Source organism: Nonomuraea sp. NPDC001831, assembly GCF_042892035.1.
Taxonomy (GTDB): Bacteria; Actinomycetota; Actinomycetes; order Streptosporangiales; family Streptosporangiaceae; genus Nonomuraea.
Genome location: NZ_JBIATU010000015.1, coordinates 46,106 through 63,849 on the forward strand (window position 1 = coordinate 46,106; position 17,744 = coordinate 63,849).

The window sequence follows — 17,744 nt, forward strand, 5'->3', positions numbered from 1 at the left end:
CAGTTGCGCGTTCTTGGCCTGTCGGGCGCGTTCGTGCGTCAGTACCTGTCGAGCAACGGCCGGCTGCGATCCCATGGCTCGAGCCCGCCGTTCTTCTCCGCCTGCCGGCGGGCGAGACCGGACAGCGCTTCCAGCACGATCCGGCTGCCGAGCATGGCGGTGATGTCGGATTGATCGTGGCCAGGAGCGACCTCGACCACCTCGACGCCGACGATGGGCAACTCGTAGGCAAGCCGTCGGACGGCGTCCAGCAGTTCGCGTGAGGTCAGTCCGCCGGGCTCGGGGGTGCCGGTGCCCGGGGCCATTCCGGGATCGACCACGTCGACGTCGATCGACAGATACACGCCGTCACAATCGTCGACGGCGATCTGCGCGGCCTCGTCGAGACAGGTGTTCAGGCCGCGCTCGACGACCTCGGTCATCTCGTAGGAGCGCATCCGCTGTTCGGCCATCCAGGTGAGCGTCTCGGGCCCGGGCCAGTAGCCGCGCAGCCCGATCTGCAGAAACCGGTCACCCCTGGCGGCGCCGGACTCGATGAGGCGGCGCATCGGCTGCCCATGGCCGATGAGCGAGCCGAAGGAGCTGTCTCCGGTGTCGGCATGGGCGTCGAAATGCATGATCGAGACCCGGCCCCAGCCGACTGCGCGGGCGACGCCCGTGACGTTCGGCAGGGCGATGGAGTGATCACCGCCCAGGACGAGCGGAATCTTCCCGGCCGCCGAGACGATGTTCACGGCCCGCTCCAGGGCCGCGTGGGCACCGTGCGCGTCGCCGCTGAACATCTCCACATCTCCGGCGTCCTTGACCTTGAGGTCGAGCAGGCCGTCCACGCCCAGGGCCAGGGAGGGCCGGGTGCCGTCGTGCCCGAGGTAGCAGGCCTGGCGGATGGCGCCGGGACCGAATCGGGCGCCTGCCCGGTAGGAGGTGCCGCCGTCGTATGGAGCACCCAGGATGACGACCTGAGCCTCGCTCCAGGTTTCGGGCTGGTCGAGATCACAGGCAGGCACGCCGAGGAACGTGAGGTCAGGGCCGTACATGGCGCCGTAACGGGTCATGTCGACCATCGTGTCAGCCAGGCGATACGGCCGGAATGCCATGGTTTTAGGCAGCGGCTCCATAGTGGCTATGGAGCTGCGCGCGAAGCCGTTCGACGAGGGGCGGCTGCGGGCCGGCAGGGGTGACGAACAGGACGCTGCGCGCGCCGATGTCCTGCGCCGTCTCCCGGGCGACGACGTCGTGCCCCTGCTCCAGCGCGAGCTCGGGCACCAACGCGACCATGCCGCCGGCGGCCACGAAGCCGTGGATCACGCTGTAGTTGTCCGTGCGAAGCACGATGCGGGGGCGGAAGCCAAGCGATTGGCAGGTGGCGAAGAGCGTCTGGTCGCTCGGGTCGTAGCCGCCGGCGGAGATGATCCAGCCCTCCTCGGCGAACTGCCCGAGGTCGACAGGCCCGGCGGGGGCGTGCTCCACGGGCAGCAGCAGGCGGAAGGGATCGTCGAACAGTCTCTCCACGTGCAGATCCCATCCGTAGCGCGGGGTGACACCCGCGACGTCGTAGATCAGCGCACAGTGCAGCGACCTGGACCTGACCCGCGTCAGCAGCTCAAGGGGCTCGGCCTCGGTCAGTTCGACCCGGACCCCGCTGCCCTCGGTCGCTCGCCGCAGCGGGCGTGGGAGCAGTTTCGTGGCGGCCGTGGTGAAGGCGCCGACACGCAGAGTGGCCAGGCCGTGGGCCAGCCGGGCCTGCACGTCCGACTCCACCACGGCGATCCGGTCGAGCACCCCGGCCGCGTGCTCCAGCACCATCGCGCCGATGTCGGTCAGGACGGCGCCGGCAGGGCTGCGTTCGACCAGCCGGGCGCCGAGGTGGGATTCCAGGGCCTCCAGGTGGTAGCTGATCGTGGGCTGGCCGAACCGGAGCTGCCGTGCCGCCCCCGCCAGGGAGCCGTTCACCGCGACGGCGCGCAGCACCTGGAGCTGACGCAGGTCAATCATGCAGTCGGGGCACCGCCTCAAGCAGGGTGCGCCTTGAGCGATGACGAGGCGCACGGACCAGTTCCGCAGTCGGTCCAGTCTCCACGATCGGAGGTGGTGCATCACGACGGTGGTGAGATCCCCGGGGAGGCCGTGCGACGAAGCCTCCTGCCCGCAGGCGGTCGCTCACAACAGGCTCGCAGCGGTCAGCGCGATGCCGACGTGCGCCCGGACGGCGGGCCCGAGTCCGACGAAGGTGAGTTCGCTCTCCTGCTCAGCCGATGCGACCAGGGTGTTCGACACCTCGGCCAGGACGCCCGCGACCTCCGCAGTCAACGGCGACCTCTTCGACTCCTCCCGGAGAAACGCCGTCAGATGTCCCGTGCAGCGCAGGGTGTCGAGCCGCACGTCCTCGGCCACTGATCGGGCGTAGGCCAGGGTGCACGGCTGGTCGGCCGGCTCCGGGCCAGGCTCGGGACCGGCGTCCAGGGATCGCAGTTGCTCCAGCACCCCCCGGCCGCGCGGGGTGTCGAGCTCGTGGTGGGCCCGGACGGCAGCGACCCAGCCGGCCATGCGAACGGCCAGGTCGGCTCTGGCTGCCTGGGCGGCGTCGTGGACCTGCCGGAGGGTCCGATCGCTGGGAGCGTCGTCGGCCATGCCGGCATGGACCCACATCGGTGGCTCCTGGACGACGCCCACGGTGCCGTGGGCCAGGGCGTACTCGGTGCTCGACAGCATGCCGCCCGCTGGATCCGACATCTGGAAGAGCCCTGGGCCGAGGACGTGCACGTCGAGTTCGGGACGGCCACCGTGAATGGGCAACCCTGTCGCCTCACCGGTCGCCCCGAGCCCTTCGACCAGGCCGGGCAGATCCCGGGTGACATACGCGAAGAGACCGCCGGCCTCGCCGTTGTGCATGGTGATCAGCAACGCCGGCCGCAAGCTGTCGATGACGGCGGCGACCGCCGCCGACTCGGGGATCGGGTCGAGGCCGGGCGGATCGAGGTCGGGCCGGGAGAACGTCCACTCGTACTGCTCGGGGAACGGGGGGCGGTAGATGTGCTCGGCGTAGTGGCGGCGGGTGTAGGGGCCGGCGTACCAGCCGTAGTTGAGAGCGGCGCCGTCGGGGTCCACACACGGCACGAGATGCCAGACCAGGCCCAGTTCCTTCACCAGCGCCGGATCCTCGGCAAGGAGTTGGCCGAGGGCCAGGGCTCCCAGCGTGCCGGTGGGCTCGTTGGGGTGGGGCATGCCGGTGACCACGGCGTGCCGGTCACCGCGTGCGGCCCCTGCGCCCACGGAGAGCATAGTGAGCGGCAGCCCGGCACGAGAGGCGCCGATGACCTCGAGCGCCGTCGTCTCCGGGTGTCGCGCGTGGATCCGCCGCAGCCGATCTTCGATCTCGGGCAGGGTCGGGAAGTGGGAGGCGTCCGGAACCCGTCCGAGGTATCGCTTGAGTGGTTCCATGCTCAGCGTCCTCCGAGCGTCGTGAGCCAGGGCGAGTAGAGGCTGTAAGGGCTGGCGGAAGTCACGCCGCCGAGGCGGTTGTTGAGGAACATGGCGCCGAGGCTGTAGGCGACGGGAATCCACACCTTGTCGCGGGTGATGGCCTGCTGGGCCTGGACGACGAGCTGAGCGCGCCGCTCGGCGTCAGGGGTCGACCGGGCTTGATCGAGAAGCGCGGCGACCTTCGGGTTGTCGTACCCGCCGAAGTCGGCGGCCGATCCCGGCGTTCCGATCTGCTGGTAGAGCTCAAGGGGATCCGGGATGTCGGCGAACCAGTCGGTGACGAACGCGTCGACCTTGGCGCGGGCGTCGGCGCTGGAGAACAGCGGGTAGAAGTCCGCGTCGGGCATCGACTTGATCGTGATGTCGAAGCCCGCCTGCTTGGCGTTGCTCTGGATGGCTTCACCGACGCGCACGAGGTCGGCCGATCCGGACGGGACGGCGAGCGTGACGGCCGGGTGGGGGGTGCCCGCCTGGGCGAGGAGTCGTCGGGCGGCGGCGAGGTCCCGCCGGGGTTCGGGCAGCGCGTCGTAGGCCTGCTGGAAGGTGGCGGTGGCGTAGCCGAACGCGCCGGGCGGCACGATGGCGCGCAGGGGTTTCGCGGTGGGGCCGAAGATCGTGGAGATGATGCCGGGATAGTCGACGGAGTACGACAACGCCTCGCGCACCAGGGGGTTCGCCAGCGGACCCGTGCCGGTGAGCCGGGTGGGCACCACAGCGGTCTGCGCGGTCGAAGGCCCGAGGTACAGCTTCCCGCGGGCCGTGTTCGTCAGCTTGGACAGGGCGGCGCCGCCCGGGACGGAGAACGTCCCGTCCACGTCGCCGTTGGCGAGAGCGGAGGCGACGGTGCTGTCGTCGGCGATGAAGGTGAACGTCACCCGCCGGGCCAGGAGCGGTCGCCGGCCCGCGCCCCACCAGCGGTCGTTGGCGGCCAGCGTGAGGCTGTCGCCCTTCTTCCACGACTCCACCGTGTACGGACCGGTGCACACGATGCCGCCCCGGGCGCTGCCGAACGCTGTGCCGGCCTTCTCGGCGGCCGCCTTCCTGACGATCTGCGCCATCGGGGTGGCGAGCATCCCGGTGAAGACGGTGTCCGGCTGCTTCAGGGTGATCGTGACCGTGCGGGCGTCGGTGACGGTGACCTTCTCCAGGCGGACGGCGAACTGGCTCCAGTAGGACCCGGAGGCGGGGTCCGTCACGCGCTTGAGGCTGAAGGCGACGTCCTCGGCGGTCAGAGGGTGTCCATCGCTGAAGGAGACCCCCGGCCGCAGGTGCACGACGTAGGTGCTGGGGTCCGGTGTGCTGATCGACGTCGCCAGTCCCGGCTCCACGGAGCCGCCAGGCGTGAAGGTCAGCAGCGATTCGCACACGTTGGAGCTCACCCACAGGTCGGCTCCGTTGAAGGCCTTCGTGGGGTCGAGGCTGGCGGGCTCGCCGGGGAGGTTCCACGTGACCGACTCGACTCGTCCGGTGGCCGCGGGTGCGGCGACCGGATGGCCTTCCGGCGCGGTTGCCGGCCTGTCGTCGTGTGCGCGCCCGCAACCGGTGAGAACCAGGACGGCGCCGACGACGGCTGCGACCGGTCCGGCCGGCCGGCGTCGACGAAGCGGATGGGACATCGTGTGCCTCCTGAGGACGAAACAGGGGAAGGACCGACGAAGGTGTTGAACATTTGCACAAGAAAGTCTTGAACACAAGTACAACTTTGGGTTGAATGTCCGCCATGCCGACCCACTCGCACCCCAAGGGGGAGCAGACCCGTCGCCGCATCCTCGACGCGACTTTGCAGGTGATCGCGGACGCGGGAGTCCGTGCCGTCACCCATCGCAGCGTGGCCAGGCAGGCAGCAGCGGCACCCGGGCTGATCACCTACTACTTCTCCAGCACCGACGCGCTGATCGCGGGCGCCTTGGCCGATGTCGCCACGCAGGAGGCCGCGGCGTTCGCACGGCTGCGCGCCCAGGTGGAGGAGACCGGCGACGACCCGGCCGCACTGGTGGAACTGTTCGTCGCCGAGGTCATGAGCCGTGCGGGCGAACGGAAGGTGGCCACGACCGCCACCCTGGCGCTGACCCTCGAACTGGCAGGACAACACTTCGACCGAAGCGCCTTCGAAGCATGGGAGGCGAGCGGGTTCGCGCTGTGCGACGCCACGGTCCGGGCGCTGGGCGGCGAGCCGGATCCCGACCTGACCCAGTTCCTGTCGTCCACCCTCGACGGCCTGTTCCTGTCCGCCGTCATATCGCCGAACGCTCACTACCTGGAGAGCGCGACGCGGGCGGGCCTGACCCACCTGTTCGACGGACTCAGGATGCGTGAATCCGATCAGCGACCGGCCGGCTCATGACCAGATTCGTCCTGTCGCGCATCGGCATCTTCGTGGCCACGCTCTTCGCGGCGAGCATGGCCGTGTTCGCCAGCATCCTGCTGGCGCCCGGCGACCCCATCGACTTCCTCCTGGGCAACCGGCCGTCCACACCGGCGCAGCGCGCCGCCCTGGCCGAGCAATACCACCTCGACCAGCCCTTCGCCGAGCGCTACGTCTCCTGGCTGCGCGGACTGCTCAGCGGCGACCTCGGCGAGTCCGTTCAGCAGCACGCGCCGGTCTCGGAACTGCTGCGCACCGCCGCTCCGACGACGGCGCTGCTGGTGCTGATGACCTTCCTCATCGTGGTGGCGGCGGGGTTGCTGCTCGGCGGACTGGCCAAACGCCGGTCCCGGCTGATCGACGACGGCGTCTCGGCCCTGATGAGCGTCAGCATCGCCACCCCGGCGTTCGTCGCCGCGACCGTCCTGATCTCGGTGTTCGCCGTGGGGTTCGGCTGGTTCCCCGTCTTCGGCCAGGGCACGGGATGGGGTGATCGCCTCCATCATCTCGCGCTGCCCGCCGTCGCGCTGTCGGTCGGCTGGTGGCCCGTGGTCGGCTCGGTCGTCCAGACGTCCATCCGCGAGGAGATGGGACGGGAGCACGTCGAGACGGCGTTCGGCCGCGGCCTGCCACGCCGGCACGTGTTCCGCAGGCACGTCCTTCGCAACTCCCTGGTTCCGATCGTGACCGCGGCCGGGCTGTCCCTGGCCGGCATGGTCGTCGGCGCCGCCATCGTCGAGACGGCCTTCCAGCTCAACGGCCTCGGCGGACTGCTGATCAGTTCGGTGACGCAGAAGGACTTCCCCGTCGCGCAGGCCATCGCGATGGTGCTGCTGGTGATGTTCGCGCTCACCAACCTGCTCGTCGACCTGCTCGCGGCCTTCCTCGACCCACGCGTCCGCTCCCAGTGGAGTCCGTCATGACCTTGCTCGATCAGCTCACCCACCCGGACAGGTCGGGCATGCGGCGGCGTCTTCCGCGCATCGCCGGGCTGGACCTGCCCGGCCACCTCGCCCTCGCGGGCGTCGTCCTGTTCGCCGTCCTGGCGCTCTTCGGGCCACTGCTCGCCCCGCACGACCCCGACGCGGTCGAGCTGTCGCAGGCGTACTGGGGGCCGGACGCAGGTCACTGGCTCGGGTACGACGGACAGGGCCGCGACATCGTCTCCCGGCTTCTCGTCGGCGCCCGATCCAGTTTCCTCGGCCCGCTGTCCATCGTCGTCCTCGCCACCACGCTGGGAATGGCCGTGGCGGTGGTCGCGGCCTGGCGGGGCGGGTGGGTCGACACTGTGCTGGCCGGCGTCCTGGACGCCGCCATGTCCTTCCCCGGGCTGCTGCTCGCCGTCCTCGCCGCCGCCGTGCTCGGAACCGGCCCGCTCGCCCTGGTGATCGCCCTGGCGCTGGCCTACGTGCCCTACGTCGCCCGCGTCGTGCGATCAGCCGCACTGGCCGAGATCGGCAAGGACTACGTCGACGCGCTCACCGCGCAGGGATTCTCCGGGATGGCGATCTGCTCGCGGCATGTCGTCCCCAACGTCCTGCCGATGGTCATGGGCCAGGCCGCGCTCACCCTGGCGTGGGCGACGGTCGACCTGGCCGGGCTGTCCTACCTGGGGCTCGGCGTGCAGCCGCCCTCGGCCGACTGGGGGGTCATGGTGTCGACGGGGCAGGCCGGCGTCCTGGCCGGATATCCCGCCGAGTCGATCGCGTCCGGGGTCTGCCTGATCGCCGCGATCTGTTCCTTCTCCCTGGTGGGAAATCGTCTGCTGCGCCGAGCCGAGGAGTTGGCCGCATGACCCTGTTGACGATCCGCGACCTGAACGTCAGTCTCACCGTCGGTGGACGGCGGCGCCTCGTCCTGCGCGACCTCGGCATCGAGGTGGCCGCGGGCGAGACGGTGGCCCTCGTCGGCGAGTCCGGCTCCGGCAAGTCGATGACCGCCCGGTCGATCGCCCGGCTGCTCCCTCACCGGGCGACGGTGTCGGGCACCATCACGGTCGACGGCCAGGACGTGCTCCGCCTGGACGAGGCGGCCCTGCGCCGCTACCGCGCCACGAAGATCGCGATGATCCACCAGGATCCGCGCGTCCACATGAACCCCGTGCGGACCGTCGGGGACTTCCTGGTGGAGGGCCTGACCACCACCGGAGGGTTTCGCCGTGCCGCCGCCGAGTCCAAGATGGTCAAGCTCCTCGACGAGGTCGGCATCTCCGACGGCCGAAGACGACTGCGCCAGTATCCGCACGAGCTCTCGGGCGGGATGCTGCAACGCATCATGATCGCCGTGGCGCTCGCCGGGGATCCCCAGCTCGTGCTCGCCGACGAGCCGACCACGGCGCTGGACGTGTCGACCCAGTCCGAGGTGACGGCGCTCCTGGACGACCTGCGCCGGGATCGCGGCATGGCGATGTTGTTCATCACCCACGACCTCGAACTCGCAGCCGCCATCAGCGATCGCGTCGCGGTGATGTACGCCGGGGAGATCGTCGAGGTCGGCGCCAGCGATCGGCTGCTGACCGCGCCGCAGCACCCCTACTCCGCCGGTCTGCTGGGCGCTCGCCCCGACCTCGGGCGCGCGCTTCCCCGCTTGCGGGCCGTACCGGGACGACCGCTGGCGGCTTTCGAGGCTCCGCCAGGTTGTGCCTTCTCCGACCGGTGTGACTTCGCGATCGACCGGTGCACCCGGGAGCATCCGGCGCTTGACATGACTTCCGCGACACCCGCGCGATGCCTGAGACGCGCCGAGATCACGCTCACGACCGTACCGAGCGTCGGCGCCCGGGAACGACCGGCCGCCTCCGGCGAAACCGTGCTCCGGGTCACCGGACTGTCGAAGGACTTCCCCGGCCACCGAGCCGTCGACGACGTCTCCTTCTCACTCGCCTCCGGCGGTTCGCTCGGGATCGTCGGCGAGTCAGGATCAGGGAAGACGACGGTGGCCCGGATGCTGGTCGGGCTGACCACGCCCACCGCCGGGACGATCACGGTCTGCGGCCGCGACCGCTCCTCACCCGCTGCGCGGCTCCGCGAACGCCGGGATCGCGCTCGGGAACTGCAGATCGTGTTCCAGGACCCCTACTCCACGCTCGACCCGCGCCGATCCGCGCAGGCGTGCCTCGACGAGGTGCTGCGCCTCCACCGGCCCGAACTGGATCGGCGCGCACGCGCGGCCAGGATCCGCGAACTCGCCGACATGGTGGGGATCGACGAGCGGCAACAGCAGGCGTTCCCCCGCCGGCTGTCCGGGGGACAACGACAGCGGATCTCCATCGCCCGAGCGCTGGCGGTGGAACCCAAGGTGCTGATCCTCGACGAGTCCGTCTCGGCGCTGGACGTGTCGATCCAGGCGCAGATCCTCAACCTGCTCGACGACATCCGGCACGCCACCGGGGTCAGCTACCTCCTCATCAGCCATGACCTGGCCGTCGTCCGGCAGCTCACCGAGACCTGCGTCGTCATGCGGCAGGGCCGCATCGTCGAGAGCGGGCTCACAGGTGACGTGCTGGACCGCCCCCGACATCCGTACACCCGAGCCCTGCGCGGCAGCGTCCCCACGCCCGGCTGGAAACCGACGCGCCGTCCTACGAACGCGAGCGCCTGAGCAGCGGTCCCCACGTCACGCCTCGGTGCGCCCGTCGGCACGGTGGCGCGTGGACCACGCCCCGCCTCCGCTCCTTGTCTCTCACGTCATCCGCCTGGCAGAAACCTTGGCGCTCCGGCCAACAGCAGCCGGGAAACCCGCCTCCACAATGACGCGTATCCCCCAGAGAAGGGCGTGCAATGATACGAGCACTCGTCCTGGCCCTCAGCCTCCTGGTGGCCTCCGCCCCGGCCGCCGGGGCGAAGCCAAAGATCTCCGACCCGGTTTCGGCCGCACTGGACACCGCGTTCGCCAGAGCCTCCTCGAAGGTCGGCAACCCCGGCGTCCAGGCAGTCCTGCTGCGCAACGGCACCCCTGTCTGGTCGACCGTCTCCGGCAAGGCGATCAACAGCCCGACAACGCCCGTCACCAGCTCGACGATGTTCGCCTACGCCAGCTTCAGCAAGCTGGTGCTGGCCACCTACGCTCTGCACCTGGTCGAAACCGGCACGCTGTCCCTGGACAGCCCGATCTCGACGTACCTCGGCAACGACGTCCCCGGCTCCACCACGGTCACCCTGCGCATGCTGCTCCAGCACACGGCGGGCTACCCGGACATCTACGGCGCCCCCGAGACCGCCGGCCTGTTCCCGCCCGGCGACCGCTACGACCCGAACCGGCCCTACACCTGGTCCATGCTGGCACCGGGAATCCACGCGCCAGTGGCGCCGGGCACGAAGTGGGAGTACTCCAACACCGGCTTCGTCATCATCGCCCACCTGCTCAGCAGGGTGTCCGGCGGCGACGCCGCACTGGCGAGCGGCATCCGCGCGTTCGTCCAGCGGACGGGGGCGACCAGCACGGAGTTGACCGCTGAGCGATCCGACAGCGCGTTCCTGCGTTTCGCCCACGGGTACACGGTCGACAACGGCAAGACCATCGACTACTTCACCCGCTACGGGGCCACCGGCATCCCCACCGACGTGTACGGCATGCCGTTCGGCGACGGGATGTTCGCCGGGACCGCACTCGGCGCCGCCAAGCTCCTCGACGCGCTGTATGCCAGGAAACGGCTCCTGCTGCCTGCAACAGTCACGCAGATGATCAAGGTGACGCCCCAGTCGGTCCAGGCCGGGGAGCCCTACGGGATGGGCACCCTGGCGACCAGCGTCTCCGGGCGCAGCTGGCAGGGGCACTCAGGGCTGTACGGCGGTTTCACCTCCCTGGGCGGCACCGACATGGCGAGAGGGGTCACCCTCATGGTCGTGACCAACCAGGAAGGCAGGGGAGCCGCCAGGACGATCTGGACGGACCTGGCGAAGGCCTACGCGTCCGCAACCTCCTGACGCCCGAAGAGGGCACGGCCGGCGCGGACGCCAAGCACATCGGCCCAGGTCATGGGTCTGCGATCGTGGTGGCCACATCGCCCACGCGGACGCGGGCGGCCCGCGTCCGCGTGGGCCGCCCGTGCTGTCGGCCGGTCAGGAGGTGGGGGCGCAGTCGAGCGTGGTGCCCGGTCTCGCGGTGACGGCGCCGTAGTAGTGGACCTTCTCGCAGGGCGCGGTGTTGCCGGTGACCACGACGTCGGTGACGGGCGCCGCGTCGGCGCGGATGCCGACGGCGTCGCGGGCGCCGGTGCCGGTCACCTGGTTGCCGGTGATCTCGACCGTGCGCAGCGGCGCGCCCGCGACCGACTTCACGTAGATCCCGCCCTCGCAGTTCTCCACCTGGTTGTCGGTGATGCGGACGTTCTGGGCGTTGACGGTGGCGATGCCGTCGTAGCGGGTGTTGCGTACGAGGTTGTTCTGAATGCGGATGTTGGTGTGCGGGTGGGCGGGGTCGGAGGTGTGGGAGCCGGTGAACTGCCCCCAGCCCGCCTGCGAGCCCGAGATGTCGCAGGTGTTGCCGGTGAGCAGGATGTCGGTGCACGGCGTCAGGTCGCTCGCGCCGCCCCACGTGTTGTCCCCGGCGGGCAGGTCGAGCTGTACCGCCTCGCCGTGCCACAACCCCTGGCCGGGGTCGCGGATCCAGCCCTTGAGCGCGCAGCCGCTGACCGTGCCGCGCCGTACGGCGTTGAGCTCGATGCCGTGCCACCACTTGACGTTCCACATGGTGACGTTCTGGATGAGGACGTCGGAGGCGTGCACGGCGGTGATGCCGTTCATCGCCGGGGCCTCGTCGAGCGCGCCGCGCTGGACGAAGTCCCAGACCGGGTCCCAGCTCCCGCCGGTGATCGCGATGTTCCCCGCTCCGGCGTAGCCTCCGGTGGCCGCCCCGACCGCGTTCAGGACCATCGTGTGCTTCACGCCCTCGGCGGGGAAGCGGGACACGATCCGCGCGGCCGTGGCGTCCAGGTGGGTGTTGCGGTACACGACGAGGGGCTCGGTCAGCAGGTACGTGGCCTTGGGGACCTCGGCGACGTACCGGCCGGCGGCGTCCTTGGCGCCCTTGCCGTCGCGGGCGGCGTCGAGGAGCTTCTGGATCTCCGAGCCGCTGACGTAGCTGGGTAACGAGGTGAACGCCTTGCCGGCGACCAGGGCCGCCGCGCCGCTGAGAAAGGTCCGTCTTCCGATCATGAAGCACTGTGGTCCGGGCCGGGAGACCGTGTCAAGATCGTGGACGTGCCGTCGGGGAAGCCGATGACGACCTCGCGGGCGGCGACGTCCACGGTGATCGCGTCGCGGAGGGCGGCCGGGTGCACGGCGTCGCCGGAGAGCACGACCAGCGAGACGTGCAGGCCCGGCTTGTCCGCGTGCAGGCACGGGACGGCCGAGTGCGGGCCGAACGCGTTGGACTCGATCTCGCGCGCGACGCTCGCCCGCCGCCAGCCGTGCAGGGCGACGATCGCGGAGGTGAGGCCGTCCGCGCGGCGCGCCATCGCCCATCCGCGCCCGGTCGCCACAGTCGGCGGCACGTCCCCGGCCACGGCGAACCCGCCTTCACGCACACCGCCCTCACCGCTGTCCTCGCCGCCGTCCTCGCCGCCGCCTTCGTCGCCGTCCTCGCCGCCGGCGATCTCGTGGACGCGGAGCTCCCAGGGGCCGCGGACGACCGAGGTGCTGGTGACGAGTGCGCCGCCCGCGGTCCGATGGGAGGAGGAGGCGGTGGCGTCCGCGCACGTCAGCGGCGTGATCGCGGTACGGCGCGAGGGGGTGCCGTCGGGCGCGACCAGCGCGAGGTGGTTGTCGAGGTCGCGGGCCCAGGCGTGCTCGGCCGCCTCGGGGGCGGTGCGGGTGGAGTAGGCGAGCTTGGCGTAGTGCGGGTCGTCGGGCGGCGCGCCGTGGTCGCTGCCGTGGTTGACCAGGCGGACGATCCCGTCGTGCCGGGTGCCGTGCAGGAGCAGCCCGGCGGCGGGGACGGCCGCGACGACGTCGTGCTCGTCGATGGGCAGCGGCTGCTCGCGCTCGGTCCACACCGGGTGGTCCGGCGGCAGCAGCAGCCCGAGGAACCCCTTCGACGCCCAGTACGGCGACGCGGGCCCCGAGTACGCCTGCGTCACCGGCAGGAACGGCTCGTACCAGCCGAGGGAGAGCAGCCCGTCGGGGCCCGGCACGCCGCGCTCGGCGAAGTGGCGCACCACGGAGGAGGCGAGCTTCCTGGTCTGGCCCGGCGTGAGCGGGGTGGCGCCGGTGAGCGCGCCCAGCCAGACGGGCGCGAGGGCGGCGAAGCGGTAGGTGAGCGAGCGGCCGTGATGGACGGGCGCCCCGTCCGCACCGAAGAAATGCTGATATGTCGTGAGGAATTCGTGCAGGCGGCTCGTGTAGACGCCGGCCCGCTCCGCGTCGCCCGACATGCGCGTCCACAGCAGCGGGTACAGGTGCAGCGCCCAGCCGCAGTAGTAGTCGAAGTTGCGCGAGCCGCCGTCGGTGTACCAGCCGTCGCCGGCGTACCAGTCCTCGATGCGTTCCAGGCCGCGGTCGATCTCGCGCTGCTCGTACGGCCCGCCCACCGACTTCAGGAACTCCTCCGTCACCGTCTGGAACAACATCCAGTTGTTGTCCCAGGTGCGCTTGCCGACGAAGCCGCCGAGCCAGTGGACGACCCGGTCCCGTACGCCGTCGTCGAGCCGGTCCCACAACCACGGCCGGGTCTCGTGCAGCGCGACCGCGATCGAGGCGGCCTCCACCATCTGCTGCGAGCAGTCGGTCAGCTCGGGCCACGCCTCGCCGCTGCCGGGGTCGGTGCCCGCCGCCAGGCCCCTGGCGTACCGTTCGGCGAGGCCGGGGACGTCGCCCGCCGCGCCCGCCAGGCGGAACGCGGCGAGCAGGAAGGTGCGCGCGAACCCCTCCAGCCCGTCGAGCGCCACGCCCGACCAGCTCGCCCGGCCCGGGAGGCGGAGCTGCGCGAAACCGGGCGAGGCGTACGGCGTCACCGCCCCGAGCAGCCGGTCGGCCAGGGCCTCCCAGTGCGCGCGGGTCCAGCCGGTGCGCGAGGAGAGCACGCGGTCGGTCGGCGGCAGCGACAGGTACGGAGGGATCAACGTTCAGCCTTTCCTGCCGACGGCGAGCACGGCGGTGTGGGACCGGCCGCGGGAGCCGGCCAGATCGACGATGACGGAGGGCCGCTCGCCCGTCGTGACCGAGACGGTGTCGTCGGCCCTGACCAGGGCGTGCGCGGGATGGGAAAGCACGAGCGTCACGGCCGCCACGGTACGCCCGGGGTCGGACACGGCCACGGTCAGCCGTCCCGCCGCCCGCCGGACCAGGACCGCGCAGGGAGTCGAGGCCGACACCCCGCCCGCCTCCCCCGCCGCCCAGAACGTGGCCGCGAACAGCTCGCCGCCGCCCGCCGAGCGTCCGTGCGCGCGCACCGCCTGCACGGTCGCGGTGTTGGCCAGGATCTCGGCCCGGTCGAAGTCGCGCGTCCGGTCGGGCGTGGCGCCCGGGAGCATGATCCAGGCGTAGTCCGCGCCGGACGGGCTGATCCCGTGGTCGAGCCACAGGGTGGTGTAGTCGCAGGTCACGGTGGCGTCCGTGCCCTGCGTGCTCGCGCCGTCGTTGATCGACCGCCAGGTGTCGGCACGGCGCTCGGTGAGCGAGCGCGGCCGGTGACCGGCCGGGAAGACGTACCCGGCGACGCCTTCGAGGTGCGCCCAGCCGTCGCCGGTGGTGAGCGGGGCGGAGGTGCGCCGGTTCTCCACGACCGTCTCGATCACGCGGCCGTCGGCGCTGGTGATCCCGGCGCCGAGGCAGACGACGGCGTCGTCGAGGCACACCCAGGTCTTGCGGGCGGTGAGCGTGGTGCCCGCGGCCGTCAGGTCGAGCGCGGCGACGCCGTACCCGTCCGCGGTGGCGCCGCCCGCCCAGGCGTTCTTCGGGCGGAACGTGCCGGTGCCGCCGGAGGAGACGGCCGGGTCGCGCGGGCGGGTGTCGACGGTGGTCCCGGCGAGCCGGTGGGAGTCGACCGTGGGCCAGTAGCCGTCGCTGTAGTGGCCGGCGTCGAGGTAGAGGTACGTCGCGCCGTCGCCCTGGTACCAGGCCCGGTAGTTCTCGCCGTTGCCGCACTCGTACATGGCGATCCGCCTGGACGACAGGCTGATCGCGTACGACCAGCCGGGGCGGCGGTGCACGACGCGGTCCATGTCGGCGAACACGTGGTGGCCGCTCGGCCGGGGCGCGGGGGCGACCGCGTCGTCGGCGAGCACGGCGACGGCCCGCGCGGTGGCCGCGACGTCCGCGCCCGCCAGGAACCGGCCGCGCGCGATCCACCCCTTGGCCAGCTCGCGGAACCGCGCCGCGTACGGCTCCCCCGCGCCGGCCGCCAGGCGCAGGATCGCGTCCACGGTGTCGCGGCCCGCGTCGTGGTCCTGGCTGAACTGCCGCGACACCGCCCGGCCGCGCACGCTGTCCATCATCAGCCCGTCGTGGATCCACGGCGCGTACGTGCGCTCCACGGCGTCCAGCACGACCCGTACCGCCGGGTCGTCCACCTGCCAGGCGCTCCCGCCGAGCAGGCCGAGGATCGCGCTCACCGACTGGAGCAGGACGACGCCGTACGAGCCGGTGTAGGCCACGACGTCGTGCTGGACGAACGAGCCGTCGGCGTAGTAGCCGTCGCCGGAGGTGACGTAGCCGAACAGGGTGTGCTTGCCGGCGTCCCGCCGGTCGGACAGGCCGTCGCGGGCGAGTGCGATCTTGTCCGCGCTCTCGCCGACGATGCCGCGCAGGGCGACGATGAGCGCCTTGTCGGCGCGGTTCGCGCCGGTCTCAGCGAAGTTCGTGAGGTTCGTCCGGCGGTCGGGGTTCGGGCAGAAGCGGTCCACGGCGCGGATCCAGGCGGCCCGCCGTCCCGCGTCGACGGCGTCGTGCATGAGCACGCAGGTGTCCATCAGCGCGCGCGGGGCGCCGATCTCCCAGTGCCACCAGTTGCCGGTCTCGCGCTTGCCCTCGTTGTAGGCGCGCTCGTAGAGCAGGTCGAGGCCGCCGATGATCTGCGCGGCCAGGGTCTCGTCGGCGTACAGGGCCGAGCCGCGGCTCGCCCAGGCGGTGGCGAGCGCGCGCAGGCGCTGGTGGCTGGTCGCGATGTCGCCGGACACGCCGGTCAGCGGGAGGTCCGGCCACAGGTGCGTACGTCCTGGAGCCAGGTTCATCGACGCCCGGTGCGCCAGGGCGGTCGCGTCCAGGCGGGCCAGCGGCGCGGCGAAGGCCGGGTCGCGCGGGTCGAGGTCGCCGCCCGTGATCAGCTCGGCCGCCTTGGCCCGAAGCCGGGCGAAGTCGGCCGGACCCGCCGATGCGTCCACCCCCGAGGCCGCCGTGTCGCGGACGGTTCCGGCCCAGGCCGGGGTCGCGGCGAGCAGGGGCGCGGCGGCGACGGCACCGAGGAAGGCGCGGCGGCTGGTCATCGCTCGCTCAGCCGGGTCAGGTCGGCGTCGGGCGGGGCGGGCAGGGGGCATGGGGGGCTCCTAGTCGGTGAGCGTCGAGGGGTCGGCGGCGGGGGCCGGGAGGCCGAGGGCGGCGACCCGGGCCAGGTACTCGGCGGTCAGCGGCGCGCCCCAGCGGGTCCAGAAGCCCGACAGGTCGGCCCCCGCGATCCGCGAGGTGTAGATCGCGAGGTAGCCCCACCGCTTGGCGGACTCGGTGTAGTCCGAGGCCGGACGTTCCGCGCGGACCAGCCGGTGCAGGCGCGGGTGGAAGTCCTCGCCGAAGGCCAGTTCGAGCTGCCGGAACGGCACGAGCTTCTCGTAGGCCCCCAGCTTGCGGAAGTCGGCCGCGGGCAGCTTGGCCAGCGCGCTCTGGTACGGCGTGAGCCCCGTCCTGGCGTCCGGCTTGGTGAGGTTGGACGGCTGCGCCAGCGTGCGCTGCGCGGCCAGCGCGTAGACGTTGACCGTCACCTCGGTCAGGTCCTCCGGCTTGTAGGCCATCTGCTGGTGCTGGTGCCCGAGCTCGTGGTAGACGCCCCAGCCCCGGGTGCGCAGCCCGTCCACGGCGATGAGCCGGTCGAGGTAGGTGCGGGGGTAGGCGGTCCAGCCGTGGGTGGCGTACGCGCCCGCGCCCGTGGGCATGCGCGGGGCCTCGACGAGGTGGAAGGGCAGCGGGGAACGTTCGGCGGCGGACAGGCCGGAGATCGCGGCGTGCGAGGCGATGATCGTCTCCAGGAGCCGGAGCAGTTCCCCGTGGTCCTGGTCGCGCCAGGCGAGCAGGCCGTCGCGGGTGATCGTGACGATGGCGTGCGGGGAGACCAGCTCGGCCTGCGGCGCGGCGGTCAGCGTGTCGAGCTGGGCCTGGAACTCGGCCTCGGTGCTCTCCCCCAGCGTGAACGTCGGCACGCGCACCCCGCCCGACAGGAACTTGACCCTGGCGCGCTGCCCGTCGCCGGTCAGCGCCAGGTAGACGAGCCCGCCGCCGGGGTCGGTCACGGTGGTGACGCCCTCGGTGAGCGGGTAGGCGCGCGGGTTCTTGTACGCGACGTCGGCGTGGGTGTCGGGCGCGCCGACGTACAGGGTGGGCAGCACCCCGTCGGGGGCGGTGACCTCGACGGCCATCGGGGTGCCGGCGGGCAGGTGGACGCGGGTGGGGTGGAACTCGGTGGTCCTGAGCGCCTGCTGGAGCCGGAGGCGTTCGCCCTCGGCCGCGGGCCTGGCCCTGAGCGTCACGGTGTGCCGCGCCTCCTGGCCGGCCGTGCGGGCCAGGGCCGGGCGGGAGCCGAGCAGGGCCGCGCCCGTCACCGCGCCGGCCGTGCCGAGGGAGGCGCCGAGGAAGGTTCTGCGTGTGAGGGGGGTCATGGCAGGGATTGTGTAAGCGCTTACTATGCCGGTCAAGGGCTTACTAGATCTTTCTACGGCTTTCTATCCCTGCTCCACGCGGCAATCCGGACCCAT

General features: G+C 71.7%; 13 protein-coding genes. 5 read left to right on the forward strand and 8 right to left on the reverse strand.

From position 1 onward, the window contains the following. Positions 1–38: 38 nt before the first annotated feature. The 4 genes from speB to ACFYYW_RS36810 all read right to left on the reverse strand — a co-directional run bounded on the left by speB (position 39) and on the right by ACFYYW_RS36810 (position 5,099). Complete coding sequence (gene speB / locus ACFYYW_RS36795) at positions 39–1,118, reverse strand: agmatinase (RefSeq protein ID WP_387655970.1); 1,080 nt, start codon at positions 1,116–1,118, stop codon at positions 39–41. Then, positions 1,102–1,995, reverse strand: coding sequence for a LysR family transcriptional regulator (locus ACFYYW_RS36800; RefSeq protein WP_387655973.1), 894 nt, complete (start codon positions 1,993–1,995; stop codon positions 1,102–1,104). Before ACFYYW_RS36800 ends, speB begins: the two co-directional genes overlap by 17 nt. A 165-nt stretch (positions 1,996–2,160) precedes the next feature. Further along, positions 2,161–3,441 carry a M14 family zinc carboxypeptidase gene (locus tag ACFYYW_RS36805; protein WP_387655976.1) on the reverse strand — a complete coding sequence of 427 codons (1,281 nt, stop codon included), beginning with the start codon at positions 3,439–3,441 and terminating at the stop codon, positions 2,161–2,163. A 2-nt stretch (positions 3,442–3,443) separates the two neighbouring features. After that, positions 3,444–5,099 (reverse strand): ABC transporter substrate-binding protein, encoded by a 1,656-nt coding sequence (locus ACFYYW_RS36810; protein WP_387655979.1) that lies wholly within the window; start codon positions 5,097–5,099, stop codon positions 3,444–3,446. Between the two features lie 104 nt (positions 5,100–5,203). On the opposite strand from ACFYYW_RS36810, the gene ACFYYW_RS36815 reads away from it, so the two are divergent. The 5 genes from ACFYYW_RS36815 to ACFYYW_RS36835 all read left to right on the forward strand — a co-directional run bounded on the left by ACFYYW_RS36815 (position 5,204) and on the right by ACFYYW_RS36835 (position 10,773). After that, on the forward strand, positions 5,204–5,827 hold the full coding sequence (locus tag ACFYYW_RS36815) for a TetR/AcrR family transcriptional regulator (RefSeq protein ID WP_387655982.1): 624 nt from the start codon (positions 5,204–5,206) through the stop codon (positions 5,825–5,827). Next, complete coding sequence (locus ACFYYW_RS36820; RefSeq protein WP_387655985.1) at positions 5,824–6,771, forward strand: ABC transporter permease; 948 nt, start codon at positions 5,824–5,826, stop codon at positions 6,769–6,771. Before ACFYYW_RS36815 ends, ACFYYW_RS36820 begins: the two co-directional genes overlap by 4 nt. Continuing rightward, the gene (locus ACFYYW_RS36825) at positions 6,768–7,643 is read left to right on the forward strand and encodes an ABC transporter permease (protein WP_352326472.1); all 876 of its coding nucleotides are present in this window, start codon (positions 6,768–6,770) and stop codon (positions 7,641–7,643) included. The genes ACFYYW_RS36820 and ACFYYW_RS36825 overlap by 4 nt, the downstream gene beginning before the upstream one ends. Next, complete coding sequence (locus tag ACFYYW_RS36830; RefSeq protein WP_387655989.1) at positions 7,640–9,448, forward strand: dipeptide ABC transporter ATP-binding protein; 1,809 nt, start codon at positions 7,640–7,642, stop codon at positions 9,446–9,448. Before ACFYYW_RS36825 ends, ACFYYW_RS36830 begins: the two co-directional genes overlap by 4 nt. A 179-nt stretch (positions 9,449–9,627) precedes the next feature. Next, complete coding sequence (locus ACFYYW_RS36835) at positions 9,628–10,773, forward strand: serine hydrolase domain-containing protein (protein WP_387655992.1); 1,146 nt, start codon at positions 9,628–9,630, stop codon at positions 10,771–10,773. Positions 10,774–10,908: 135 nt separating this feature from the next. On the opposite strand, the gene ACFYYW_RS36840 is transcribed toward ACFYYW_RS36835, so the two are convergent. From ACFYYW_RS36840 to ACFYYW_RS36855, 4 genes are read right to left on the reverse strand one after another with little or no spacing between them, the layout of a single operon-like run. Beyond that, complete coding sequence (locus ACFYYW_RS36840) at positions 10,909–12,003, reverse strand: right-handed parallel beta-helix repeat-containing protein (protein WP_387655995.1); 1,095 nt, start codon at positions 12,001–12,003, stop codon at positions 10,909–10,911. Next, positions 12,000–13,907 carry a DUF2264 domain-containing protein gene (locus ACFYYW_RS36845; protein WP_387655997.1) on the reverse strand — a complete coding sequence of 636 codons (1,908 nt, stop codon included), beginning with the start codon at positions 13,905–13,907 and terminating at the stop codon, positions 12,000–12,002. Before ACFYYW_RS36845 ends, ACFYYW_RS36840 begins: the two co-directional genes overlap by 4 nt. Before the next feature lie 3 nt (positions 13,908–13,910). Then, complete coding sequence (locus tag ACFYYW_RS36850) at positions 13,911–16,268, reverse strand: polysaccharide lyase 8 family protein (RefSeq protein WP_387656000.1); 2,358 nt, start codon at positions 16,266–16,268, stop codon at positions 13,911–13,913. 60 nt (positions 16,269–16,328) lie between these two features. Next, positions 16,329–17,648: a M60 family metallopeptidase gene (locus ACFYYW_RS36855; protein ID WP_387656003.1), complete on the reverse strand. Its 1,320-nt coding sequence runs from the start codon at positions 17,646–17,648 to the stop codon at positions 16,329–16,331. Between the last annotated feature and the right edge of the window lie 96 nt (positions 17,649–17,744).

What these genes read in the sequence shown, in the direction of transcription:
- ACFYYW_RS36825 (WP_352326472.1), top strand. Translation starts at nt 6,768, where the DNA reads ATGACCTTGCTCGATCAGCTCACCCACCCGGACAGGTCGGGCATGCGG.
- ACFYYW_RS36830 (WP_387655989.1), top strand. Translation starts at nt 7,640, where the DNA reads ATGACCCTGTTGACGATCCGCGACCTGAACGTCAGTCTCACCGTCGGT.
- ACFYYW_RS36805 (WP_387655976.1), bottom strand. Translation starts at nt 3,441, where the DNA reads ATGGAACCACTCAAGCGATACCTCGGACGGGTTCCGGACGCCTCCCAC.
- speB (WP_387655970.1), bottom strand. Translation starts at nt 1,118, where the DNA reads ATGGAGCCGCTGCCTAAAACCATGGCATTCCGGCCGTATCGCCTGGCT.
- ACFYYW_RS36855 (WP_387656003.1), bottom strand. Translation starts at nt 17,648, where the DNA reads ATGACCCCCCTCACACGCAGAACCTTCCTCGGCGCCTCCCTCGGCACG.
- ACFYYW_RS36810 (WP_387655979.1), bottom strand. Translation starts at nt 5,099, where the DNA reads ATGTCCCATCCGCTTCGTCGACGCCGGCCGGCCGGACCGGTCGCAGCC.
- ACFYYW_RS36840 (WP_387655995.1), bottom strand. Translation starts at nt 12,003, where the DNA reads ATGATCGGAAGACGGACCTTTCTCAGCGGCGCGGCGGCCCTGGTCGCC.
- ACFYYW_RS36820 (WP_387655985.1), top strand. Translation starts at nt 5,824, where the DNA reads ATGACCAGATTCGTCCTGTCGCGCATCGGCATCTTCGTGGCCACGCTC.
- ACFYYW_RS36815 (WP_387655982.1), top strand. Translation starts at nt 5,204, where the DNA reads ATGCCGACCCACTCGCACCCCAAGGGGGAGCAGACCCGTCGCCGCATC.
- ACFYYW_RS36835 (WP_387655992.1), top strand. Translation starts at nt 9,628, where the DNA reads ATGATACGAGCACTCGTCCTGGCCCTCAGCCTCCTGGTGGCCTCCGCC.
- ACFYYW_RS36850 (WP_387656000.1), bottom strand. Translation starts at nt 16,268, where the DNA reads ATGACCAGCCGCCGCGCCTTCCTCGGTGCCGTCGCCGCCGCGCCCCTG.
- ACFYYW_RS36800 (WP_387655973.1), bottom strand. Translation starts at nt 1,995, where the DNA reads ATGATTGACCTGCGTCAGCTCCAGGTGCTGCGCGCCGTCGCGGTGAAC.